The organism is Streptomyces sp. MB09-01 (genome assembly GCF_033794505.1).
In the GTDB taxonomy this organism is placed as follows: Bacteria; Actinomycetota; Actinomycetes; order Streptomycetales; family Streptomycetaceae; genus Streptomyces.
In genome coordinates, this window is the sequence record NZ_JARAYQ010000063.1 from 25,133 (window position 1) to 35,738 (window position 10,606).

Here is a 10,606-nt window from a genome sequence, read left to right on the forward strand (position 1 = left end):
GGAGGCGACACGCCGTCCCCTCACTCCCCGGAGGGAGTACCCGCCACGATCAGGCCCGTCTCGTACGCGCAGATCACCGCCTGGATCCGGTCCCGCAGCCCCAGCTTCGCCAGCACGTTCCCCACGTGCGACTTCACCGTGTGCTCGCTCACCACCAGCGACGCCGCGATCTCCGCGTTCGACAGGCCCCACCCCAGGTGCAGCAGCGTCTCCCGCTCCCGCGCCGTCAGCACCTCCAGCCGGTCCGCCGGAAGGGAAGGCCGCACCGTCGCCGCCGTGTACTCCTCGATCAGCCGCCGCGCCACCGAGGGCGCCAGCAGGGACTCGCCCGCCGCCACCACCCGTACCGCGTGCACCAGGTCGTCCCGCCGCACGTCCTTCAGCAGGAACCCGCTCGCCCCCGCGTGCAGCGCCTCGTACACGTACTCGTCCGAATCGAAGGTCGTCAGCATCACCGTCCGGCACGCGCTCCGCGCCGAGATCGCCCGGCACGCCTCGATCCCGTCCAGCACCGGCATCCGGATGTCCAGCAGCGCCACGTCCGGAGCGAGCCGGGCCACCGCCTCCACGGCCGCCGCGCCGTCCCCCACCTCCGCCACGACCTCGATGTCCTCCTGGACGTCGAGGATCATCGCGAACCCGCTGCGCACCAGCTCCTGGTCGTCGGCCACCACCACGCGGATCGTCAATTCCCCACCTCCAGCGGTGAGGTTACAAGGACGGCCCGTACCTCGAACCCGGAGCCGTCGCGCCGCGGCCCGCACTCCGCCGTGCCTCCGTGGGCCGCCGCCCGCTCCCTGATCCCGATCAGTCCGTGCCCGCCGCCGCTTGCGCCGCCGCCCGCCGGCCCCCGCCCGTCGTCCGCCACCGTGATCGCCAGCTCCCGCGCCCCGCGGTGCAGCCGTACGCTCACCCGCCGGGCCCGCGCGTGCTTCACCACGTTCGTCAGCGCCTCCTGCACGATCCGGTACACGGCCGTGTCCGCCGCCGGTGGCAGCCCCTGGACCTCGCCCGTCACCTCGTACGTGATCTCCGGCCCGCCCCGGCGCACCCGGTCCAGCAGCGTCGGGAGCGCCGCCATGCCCGGCTGCGGCTCGCGCGGCGCCGGGCCGTCCGTCTCGCGGAGCACCCCCAGCATCGTGCGCAGCTGCGCCATGGCCTCCCGGCCCGTCTCCGAGATCGCCTCGAAGGCCGCCTCGGCCCGCTCCGGCGCCCGCCGCACCGCCACCGGCCCGGCCTCCGCCTGCACGATCATGATGCTGACGGCGTGCGAGAGGATGTCGTGCATCTCCCGCGCGATCCGGGCCCGCTCCCGGGCCACGGCCTGCTCCGCCTCGATCCGGTTGGCCCGCTCCAACTGCGCCGCCCGGTCCTCCACGGCCGCGGTATAGGCCTGCCGGGTGTACTGGAGCCGACCCAGCGCGTAGGCGGCGCCCGCGCAGAACAGGGTGAAGGACAGCTCCCTGGCCGAGCCCGTCTCCAGCCCCACGGACGCGGCGACGGCCACCACCGAGCCCGCCCCGACCGCCGCCCGCACCCGGCCGGGACACTGCAGGGCGACCGTGAAGAAGGCCATCAGTCCGGCGTACGGAAGCGGCTGGCCGGGCCCGTCCACCGTCACCTTGTAGACGCCGCCGATCAGCAGGATCGCCACCAGGACCAGCACGGGCCGGCGCCGCCGCCACACCAGCGGCACCACCCCCAGCGTGGTGAACGCGTACGAGATCCAGGTCACCGGCGGCAGCCCGGGCTCCCGCGGCAGCACGAACGGCATCGTGACGGCCAGTTGCACCAGCACGGTCAGGCCCAGGTCCACGATCCACGGACGGGCTCCGCGCAGCCGCCGGGCCCGCCGGCCCAGCGCGCGTATCACCGGCCGGACTCGGCGCGCACGGAGGTGAGCACGTCCACCCGGTTCGTGGTGACCGCGTCGACCCCCGCCTTGACGAGCGACTTCATCGTCCGCCTGGTGTCCGCGGTCCAGGCCGAGACCAGCAGGCCGTCCCGGTGGAGCGCGTCCGTCAGCTCCCGGCTCACCAGTCCGAAGCGGTAGTTGAGCCAGCGGGGGGCCACGGCGTCGATCAGCACCCGCCGCGGCGGCGACAGCGTGGTCCAGGTCAGCGCGATCTCCGCGCCCGGATCGGCCGCGCGGAGCGCCAGCATCGAGTTCGGGCCCGCGCAGTAGTAGGTCCGCTCGCGGGCCCCGCACTCGCGGACGAGGCCCACCACCGTGCGCACCGACTCGGTCGTGGCGCCGGGGAGGTCGAGCATCAGCCGCCCCGCCCCGGCGGCCATGAGGGCGTCCCGCAGGGTGGGAACGCCGCCCTCCGTCAGCTCCTTGAGCTGCGGGGCGGTGACGTCGTCGAGGCGTACGTCGTGGCCCCACAGCCGCTGGAGCGTCTCGTCGTGGAGCAGGACCGGCACCCCGTCGCGGGTCAGCCGTACGTCGATCTCGACCGCGTCCGCCCCGCGGGCGAAGGCGGAGCGGATCGACGGCAGGGTGTTCTCGCGGACACGGTAGGGATCGCCGCGGTGGCCGACGGCAGTCAGGGTAGGCATGGCCCCATTCTCCGTGCCGCGGACATCAATTGGACGTCAGCGCGCCAGCCATTCGGCGGTGTACGCGTCGATCTCGGCAGCGATCTTCGCCTTGCCGGCCGGGTCCAGGAAGGAGGCCTCGACGGCGTTCTTGGCGAGCTGGGCGAGCCCGCGCTCGTCGAGGTCGAGGAGGCGGGCAGCCACCGCGTACTCGTTGTTGAGGTCGGAGCCGAACATCGGCGGGTCGTCGCTGTTGATGGTGACGAGCACGCCCGCCGCGACCATCTCCTTGACGGGGTGCCGGTCGAGGTCGGTGACCGCGCGGGTGGCGATGTTGGAGGTCGGGCAGACCTCCAGCGCGATGCGGTGCTCGGCGAGGTAGGCGAGGAGCTCCGGGTCCTGCGTGGAGCTGGTGCCGTGGCCGATGCGCTCGGCGCCCAGCTCGCGGATGGCGTCCCAGACGGTCTCCGGTCCGGTGGTCTCGCCGGCGTGCGGCACGCTGTGCAGGCCGGCGGCGCGGGCCGCGTCGAAGTACGGCTTGAACTGCGGGCGCGGGACGCCGATCTCGGGCCCGCCCAGACCGAAGGAGACCAGGCCCTCGGGACGCAGGTCGACGGCGAGCCGGGCGGTCTCGGCGGCGGCCTCGAGGCCGGCCTCGCCGGGGATGTCGAAGCACCAGCGCAGGATGACGCCGAGTTCGGCCTCGGCGGCCTTGCGGGCGTCCTCGATGGCCTCCATGAAGGCCCGCTCGTCGATGCCGCGCCGGGTGGAGGAGTACGGGGTGATGGTCAGCTCGGCGTAGCGGATGTTCTGCCGGGCCATGTCGCGGGCTACTTCGAAGGTGAGGGTGCGCACGTCGTCCGGGGTGCGGACGAGGTCGACCACCGACAGGTAGACCTCGATGAAGTGGGCGAAGTCGGTGAAGGTGAAGTAGTCGGCGAGGGCCTCGGGGTCGGTGGGGACCTTGGAGTCGGGGTGCCGGGAGGCGAGCTCGGCCACGATGCGCGGGGATGCCGAGCCGACGTGGTGGACGTGGAGTTCGGCCTTGGGCAGCCCCGCGATGAAGGGGTGCAGGTCGGTCATGGGGTTGCCTCCGGGAGGACGCGGGTGCGGGCAGGTCGGATTCATCGTAGGCAGGCCCGTGACTGTCGGTGGCAGCGCTTAGCATGGCTGTACGAGAGGGGGGCGCCGTATGACTGACAGCAGTCCCGAGCCGCGAGACCCGTGGGCGCCGCCGGAGCGGCCCGCGGTGGAGCTGGGCAAGTCGCAGGGCACGCCTGACGCGCACGGCACGCCGGGCGTGGCGGGTCCGCCGTCCGTGCACGACCAGCCGACGCTCGCGGGGATGCCGGGAGACCAACTGCCCCCGGCCACGCCGTCACCGACGCCCGCCCCGGCCGCGCCGCCGGCCGGACCCGCGTCCGCGGCGTACGGATACCCGGTCCAGCCCGGCTACGGGTACCCCGGCGACGCGGGCTACCCCGGCCCCGCCGGGTACCAGGGATACCCGGGCCCGCAGGGGTACCCGGGCCACGGTTCGTACGCGCCACCGTACGCGCCGTACGGGGCTCAGCCGAGCAACGGCTTCGGCATCACCGCGCTCGTCCTCGGCATCATCTCGGTCGTCGGCTGCTTCCTGAGCTTCATAGGCGTGGCCCTCGGGATCGGGGCGGTCGTCTTCGGCGCCCTGGGCAAGGGCAAGGCGAACCGCGGGGAGGCCGACAACGGCGGTGTGGCGCTCGCGGGCATCATCCTGGGCGTCATCGGCATCGTGCTGGGCGGGCTGATGCTCGCGGCCGTGTTCGCCAGCTTCAGGGACCTGGGGCCGCTCGAAGAGTCCCCGTCGTACGACAGCCCCTACGACAACTCCCAGGTCCACGAGAAGGTCTGACCAGGTCACCGGAGCCCGGGGGCCCGACGCCCCCGAGCCCCCGGGGGCACGACGCCCCCGTGCCCGGATCCCCGTGCCCGGATCCCCGGGACCCAAGCCCCGGACCGCCTCAGGCGGCCCAGGGCCAGTCCGCGTTCCGGCCGTCCTCGATCAGGGACACCATCCGGAAGGCCCCGTCGGTGAGCCCGCCGAAGGTGTGCCGGTTCCCGCCGCCCGAGGGCGCGTGCCCGACCCGGTAGCCCGCCAGGTTCCAGGTGTAGACCGGAACCGCGGACGGCACCTCCACCGTCGGATCGCCGCCGTAGCCGTAGGAGCCGGCCTGCTCGTCGGTGACGATCAGCACCCGGTCGTGGTCCCGGTAGTGCTGCTTCACGGCCTGGGCCGTGTAGGTGCCGCCGAGGTTCTCGAAGCGCTCCAGCACCTTCAGCACGGACTCGCCCCGCGTGTACGGGACCGCCTTGCTGGTCGAGCCGAACTGCACCAGCTCGGCCCGCTCGGCCCGCAGCGCCACCGCGGTCCCGAACACGGCCGCCGCATCGGCCCGGTTGAGCTTCGAGCGGTCCGACAGCGGGGACCACATCGACCCGGACCGGTCGACGAGCACCAGCGTCCGGCCCGGCAGCGCCGGTACGTTGGCGAGCGAGTGGCCGAGCGCCTGCTCCAGCGGGTACGCCCAGCGCAGTGAGGGGGCGTGCTGGTAGGCGGCCAGGTAGCGGAAGGGGAACTGCCGGGACCGGGCGACGACCTCCGGGTCGGAGATCCTCGCCGCGACCTGCGCGGCCACCGCGTCCGAGACCCCCGCCTGGTCGAAGTTGCGCAGGTTGCGCAGCAGCGCCATCGCACCCATGGACGGAATGACCGCCTCCCAGGCGGCCGCGTCCATCGGCCCCTGCAGCCAGCCGGCCAGCGCCTCCCAGGTCATGCCCGCTTCCGCGAGCCGCTCCGCGCCGTCCGGGGCGAGGACCACGGCACGCCGCTCGGAGACCGGCAGCTCCATCAGCGCCCGGTGGGCGGCCAAGGTGCGGTTGCCGGCGGGGACCTGCGCGTCGTCCGGGTTGTGCCGGCGGTCGAGGGCGTAGCGGAACAGCTCGCCCTGCCAGTGCTTGGCCGGGTCGGGGGAGGCGTGCACGAGGTTGAGGACGTCACCGAAGCGGTAGGCCTTGGAGTCGGTGTCGTACTTCAGCAGCGAGGTGCCCGAGTAGAGCCGCCGTACGGCGTCGGCGATGCCGCGCTTGACGGGCTTGGGCACGCTCCGCCCGTACGTGGCCGTCCAGTAGCCCAGCAGCTCACCGGGCTCGTCCGCGCGCCGCAGTACGGAGTCCACGACCTGCCGGTTCGAAGGCCCGTCGGTGGCGCCCGCGTCGAGCCGGGCCTTGACGTACTCGGCGGCGCCGACGAGCGAGGCGGTGCGCATGTTGGCGTCTCCGCGGAGCCAGCCCAGCAGGCCGGCCGTCCATGCGGGGTCCTCGACGGCGAGGGTGCGCACGAGCGCGGCGAAGCGGTCGTCGCGGGCCTCGCCGCTCTCGTACGCGGTGCGCTGCGTCACGAAGTTGGCGACGGCGAGGAGGAACAGCTCGGACCGAGGATCGCGCAGGTGGCCGGGGCCGCCCTGCGCGGTGCGGGCGCGGCCGGCCGAGCGTACGGGCGACGTGGGCGGGGCGGGCGCCGGCTTGGACGCGCGCAGGTTGAAGCGAGCCATGTGAATCCCCCCGAATTCGATGGAAGCGGGGAGGCGTTGCGCGAGGGATGCCCGAGATCAGGAGTCGGCGGCGGACTTTATGCCCGACGAGCTGCCCGACTGCTCCACCGGCCCGTTCCCTTGCGGGTGACGAGCCGGGTGGGATTCGAACCCACGACCTCCGGGTCCCCAGAAGTAACCGTCGCCTGCGCACCGGGCATCCCCCACGCGGGCCTCCCGAGATCAAGGTGGCGGCGGCCTGGGTTTCTTTGCAAAAGAAGGAGCCGCTGCCTGCGCACCGGGAGGTGCGTGACGTAGGTGTCCAGAGAACAAGGCCGGCGAAACCACAAGGTGCTCTGCCAGCTGAGCTACACCGGCCCGAAGCCGGTGACGGGACTCGAACCCGCGGCCGCCCGATCATGAGTCGAAGTAGGTCTCGCCTTCGCACCTGGACGAGGAACACGTTAGGCGGCGGGGCCGGGATCCACCACGCAATTACTGAGCAGGGTGGGCACCATGACCGACTCGCCGTCCGCACCGCGCGCGAGCGGGACCCAGATGAGCCCGACCATCCGGGGGCAGTCGCACTCCAGGTCCGCGTCGACGCCCAGGGCCGGCTCCCCGGGCGCCACGTCCACGCGGAAGCAGGCGGTCCGGCCCGAGGGGTAGGGCGCGTCGTACGCGTACCACACGCCCAAGGCGCGCAGGCCGGTCTCCTCGGCCACCTCCCGCCGGACCGCCTCCTCGGGCTCCTCGCCCTCCTCCAGACCGCCGCCGGGCAGGGTCCAGTACTCCGGCCCGTCGTGCCGGCCCGTGGCGCCCCGGCCGCGCTCGCGCACCATCAGTACGCAGCCGTCGCGGACGATGACCGCGGCGATCCGGCGGCGCTCCGTCACGCGCCGTCCTCGCGCAGCCGCTGCCTGGCCTCCATGAGGGCGAAGCCCAGCAGGTTCAGCCCGCGCCAGCGGGCCGGGTCCAGGGCGCGCTCGTCGTCGGCCGCGAGCCCGATGCCCCAGATCCGGTCCATCGGGCTCGCCTCGACCAGCACCCGGTTCCCCGTGCCCAGCAGGTACGAGCGCAGCGCCGGGTCGGAGCCGAACTTGTGCACGCTGCCCTCCACGACCAGGGCGAAGCGCTCCCGCTTCCATATCGCGTCGTCGAAGCCGCGCACGAGCCGCCCGGCCTTCTTCGCGGCCGCCGGACTCTTCGCCTCCAGCGCGGCCCGCTCACCCTCGGCGTCCCCGAACAGCCTGGCCTTGCCGGCCATCATCCAGTGCTCGGCCGTGGCATAACGGACGTCACCGACGGTGAAAGCCGACGGCCACCACTGGCTCAGGCAGCTCGGGCCGAGCCTCCCGTCCGGCAGCGGCCGGTGCCCCCAGAACGGCAGGTACTTCACCCGCTCACCGCGGCTGACCTGCTTGATCAGGTCCTCGATCATCTCCATGCACGCGAGTCTGGCAGTCGCCACTGACACTTCGTACGGGATTTCCGGTGTGCCTCGACACATGGTCGACCGATTCCGTCGCGTAATCAAAAGGCAACAACGGAATCACTTGGCCGAGGGCACCACCTCTGTCAGGATCGGCACTCAATTCGAGCTGTAGCTCGAACTGTAGCTACGGAGAGCGTGAGAGCGTGATGGGCAACCGCTTCCAGGTCAAGGACCGCTTCGCAGACGGCGCGCAGTACATCGGCGGCCAGCTCAGGCCCGGCACCTCCGGACAGTCACACACGGTGGTCGATCCGGCCACCGGCGACGAGGTCCTCACCTACGAACTGGCGAGTACCGCGGACGTCGACGAGGCGGTCGCCGCCGCCAGGCGTGCTTTTCCGGGCTGGTCCGGCGTCACCCCCGGCGAGCGTTCGGACGCCCTGCACCGGCTGGCCGCCGTGCTGGCCGAGCAGGCCGAGGACTTCGCCTACGCCGAGTCCCTGCAGTGCGGCAAGCCGATCAAGCTGTCCACGGAGTTCGACGTACCGGGGACCATCGACAACACCGCCTTCTTCGCGGGAGCCGCCCGGCACCTCCAGGGGCAGGCCGCCGGCGAGTACTCCGGCGACCACACCTCCTACGTGCGCCGTGAGGCGATCGGGGTCGTCGGCTCCATCGCGCCGTGGAACTACCCGCTCCAGATGGCCGCCTGGAAGATCCTCCCGGCGATCGCCGCGGGCAACACGATCGTCCTCAAGCCCGCCGAGCTCACCCCCCTGACCTCCCTGATGTTCGCGCAGGCGGCCAAGGAGGCGGGCCTGCCCGACGGCGTGATCAACATCGTCACCGGGGCCGGCCGCCTGGCCGGCGAGCACCTGGTCGGCCACCCCGACGTGGTGATGACGTCCTTCACCGGCTCCACCGCCGTCGGCAAGCGCGTCGCGGAGATCGCCACCGCCACCGTCAAGCGCCTCCACCTGGAGCTCGGCGGCAAGGCCCCCTTCCTCGTCTTCGACGACGCCGACCTGGAGGCCGCCGCGCACGGTGCCGTCGCCGCCTCCCTCATCAACACCGGCCAGGACTGCACCGCCGCCACCCGCGCCTACGTCCAGCGCCCCCTCCACGACGCCTTCGTCGCCCGGGTCGCCGAGCTGATGGAGACCGTGCGCCTCGGCGACCCCTTCGCGCCCACCACCGACCTCGGTCCGCTGGTCTCGCACGCCCAGCGCGACCGGGTCGCCGGTTTCGTCGAGCGGGCCCGCGCCTACGCCACCGTCGTCACCGGCGGCGAGATCCCGGCGGGCGAGCTGGCCGACGGCGCGTACTACCGGCCCACCCTCATCTCCGGCGCAGCCCAGGACAGCGAGGTGGTCCAGTCCGAGATCTTCGGTCCGGTCCTCGTGGTCCTGCCCTTCGACACCGACGACGAGGGCATCGCGCTGGCCAACGACACCCCGTACGGACTCGCGGCCTCGGCCTGGAGCCGCGACCTCTACCGGGCGAACCGCGCCACCCGCGAGATCCAGGCGGGCTGCGTCTGGGTCAACGACCACATCCCGATCATCAGCGAGATGCCCCACGGGGGCTACAAGGCCAGCGGCTTCGGAAAGGACATGTCCGCCTACTCCTTCGAGGAGTACACGCAGGTCAAGCACGTGATGTACGACAACACGGCGGTGGCCGCGAAGGACTGGCACCGCACGATCTTCGGGGACCGATAAGAAATCACCGCCCGACCAGCGGTACACCTCCCGAAAGGGCACAGCGCATGGAGCAGTTCGAGCCCGACCGTCTCTCGGCGGCGCAACTCGCCGCGATGCGGCGCAGCCTCACCAGTGGCCGCGGCGCCCTCACCCGCCGCTCGCTGCTGCGCGCCTCCGGAGTCGGAGCGCTCACCCTCGGCGGCCTGGCCGCCCTCGCCGGGTGCGGCATCCCGCCCGCCAAGCGCGAGGGCGACACGGCGGTGGCCTCCGACGACCACTCGGCCGGGGAGAAGGAGATCAACTTCTCCAACTGGACCGAGTACATGGACACCAGCGAGGACGAGAAGAGCCGTCCGACCCTGGACGAGTTCACCAAGCGGACCGGAATCGAGGTCAAGTACACCGAGGACATCAACGACAACGTCGAGTTCTTCGGCAAGATCAGGCCGCAGCTCGCCGCCGGCCAGGACACCGGCCGCGACCTGATCGTCGTCACCGACTGGCTCGCCGCCCGCATCATCCGGCTCGGCTGGGCGCAGCGGCTGGACCCCTCGCACCTGCCGCACGCCTACGCGAACCTGTCCCCGCAGTTCCGCAGCCCCGACTGGGACCCGGGTCGCGCGTACAGCTACCCGTGGACCGGCATCTCGACCGTCATCGCCTACAACACCAAGGCCACCGGCGGGAAGAAGGTCGACTCGGTCACCCAGATGCTCGACGACCCCACCCTCAAGGGCCGCGTCGGCTTCCTCACCGAGATGCGCGACAGCGTCGGCATGACGATGCTCGACCAGGGCAAGGATCCGGCGAACTTCACCACCGCCGACTTCGACGCGGCGGTCGGCCGGCTCCAGAAGGGCGTGGACACCCACCAGATCCGCCGCTTCACCGGCAACGACTACACCTCGGACCTCGACAAGGGCGACCTCGCCGCCTGTCTGGCCTGGGCGGGCGACGTCATCCAGCTCCAGGCCGACAACCCGGACATCCAGTACGCGATCCCGGCCGCCGGCTACATCACCTCCAGCGACAACCTGCTGGTTCCCGCCAAGGCCCGGCACAAGGCGAACGCGGAGAAGCTCATCGACTACTACTACGAGCTTCCGGTCGCCGCCCAGCTGGCCGCGTACATCAGCTACGTGTGCCCCGTCGAGGGGGTGCAGGACGAGCTCGCGAAGATCGATGCCGAGCTCGCGGAGAACACCCTGATCGTCCCGGACAAGGCGATGACCGCCAAGTCCCGCGCCTTCCGCTCCCTCACCAGCGAGGAAGAGACGGCGTACGAGGAGAAGTTCGCCAAGCTCATCGGCGCGTAGCCGTACGCGCCCGCCGCGAACCCCCTGCCCGCTCCGCCCACCCAC

Annotated in this window: 10 protein-coding genes; 3 read left to right on the forward strand and 7 right to left on the reverse strand. The window is 72.2% G+C overall.

Translation table 11 applies throughout. The features are described 5' to 3' along the window. Window positions 1-20: 20 nt before the first annotated feature. Genes PV721_RS15810 through PV721_RS15825 form a run of 4 tightly spaced genes read right to left on the reverse strand, consistent with a single transcriptional unit; the run spans window position 21 to window position 3,621 of the window. On the reverse strand, window positions 21-689 hold the full coding sequence (locus PV721_RS15810) for a response regulator transcription factor (protein WP_319724543.1): 669 nt from the start codon (window positions 687-689) through the stop codon (window positions 21-23). Next, window positions 686-1,873 carry a sensor histidine kinase gene (locus tag PV721_RS15815; protein ID WP_416371111.1) on the reverse strand — a complete coding sequence of 396 codons (1,188 nt, stop codon included), beginning with the start codon at window positions 1,871-1,873 and terminating at the stop codon, window positions 686-688. Before PV721_RS15815 ends, PV721_RS15810 begins: the two co-directional genes overlap by 4 nt. After that, on the reverse strand, window positions 1,870-2,559 hold the full coding sequence (locus PV721_RS15820) for a glycerophosphodiester phosphodiesterase (RefSeq protein ID WP_319724546.1): 690 nt from the start codon (window positions 2,557-2,559) through the stop codon (window positions 1,870-1,872). Before PV721_RS15820 ends, PV721_RS15815 begins: the two co-directional genes overlap by 4 nt. Window positions 2,560-2,595: 36 nt before the next feature. Beyond that, window positions 2,596-3,621, reverse strand: a complete 1,026-nt coding sequence (locus tag PV721_RS15825; protein ID WP_319724548.1) for an adenosine deaminase — start codon at window positions 3,619-3,621, stop codon at window positions 2,596-2,598. 109 nt (window positions 3,622-3,730) lie between these two features. Here PV721_RS15825 and PV721_RS15830 point away from each other — a divergent pair, with 109 nt between their 5' ends. Beyond that, complete coding sequence (locus tag PV721_RS15830; RefSeq protein ID WP_319724550.1) at window positions 3,731-4,429, forward strand: DUF4190 domain-containing protein; 699 nt, start codon at window positions 3,731-3,733, stop codon at window positions 4,427-4,429. 109 nt (window positions 4,430-4,538) lie between these two features. Here the strand turns inward: PV721_RS15830 and PV721_RS15835 are convergent, their stop codons facing one another. From PV721_RS15835 to PV721_RS15845, 3 genes are all read right to left on the reverse strand, one after another. Continuing rightward, window positions 4,539-6,128, reverse strand: coding sequence for a TROVE domain-containing protein (locus PV721_RS15835; RefSeq protein ID WP_319724552.1), 1,590 nt, complete (start codon window positions 6,126-6,128; stop codon window positions 4,539-4,541). Between the two features lie 443 nt (window positions 6,129-6,571). Next, the gene (locus tag PV721_RS15840; protein ID WP_319724554.1) at window positions 6,572-7,003 is read right to left on the reverse strand and encodes an NUDIX hydrolase; all 432 of its coding nucleotides are present in this window, start codon (window positions 7,001-7,003) and stop codon (window positions 6,572-6,574) included. Beyond that, a complete protein-coding gene (locus PV721_RS15845; RefSeq protein WP_319724556.1) occupies window positions 7,000-7,554 on the reverse strand; it encodes an NADAR family protein in 555 nt (184 codons plus the stop codon). The genes PV721_RS15840 and PV721_RS15845 overlap by 4 nt, the downstream gene beginning before the upstream one ends. 194 nt (window positions 7,555-7,748) lie before the next feature. Between PV721_RS15845 and PV721_RS15850 the strand changes: the two genes are divergently transcribed. Together PV721_RS15850 and PV721_RS15855 are read left to right on the forward strand one after the other, a co-directional pair. Next, a complete protein-coding gene (locus PV721_RS15850; protein WP_319724564.1) occupies window positions 7,749-9,263 on the forward strand; it encodes a gamma-aminobutyraldehyde dehydrogenase in 1,515 nt (504 codons plus the stop codon). A 47-nt stretch (window positions 9,264-9,310) separates the two neighbouring features. Further along, window positions 9,311-10,561, forward strand: coding sequence for a spermidine/putrescine ABC transporter substrate-binding protein (locus tag PV721_RS15855; RefSeq protein WP_319724558.1), 1,251 nt, complete (start codon window positions 9,311-9,313; stop codon window positions 10,559-10,561). Window positions 10,562-10,606: the final 45 nt, after the last annotated feature.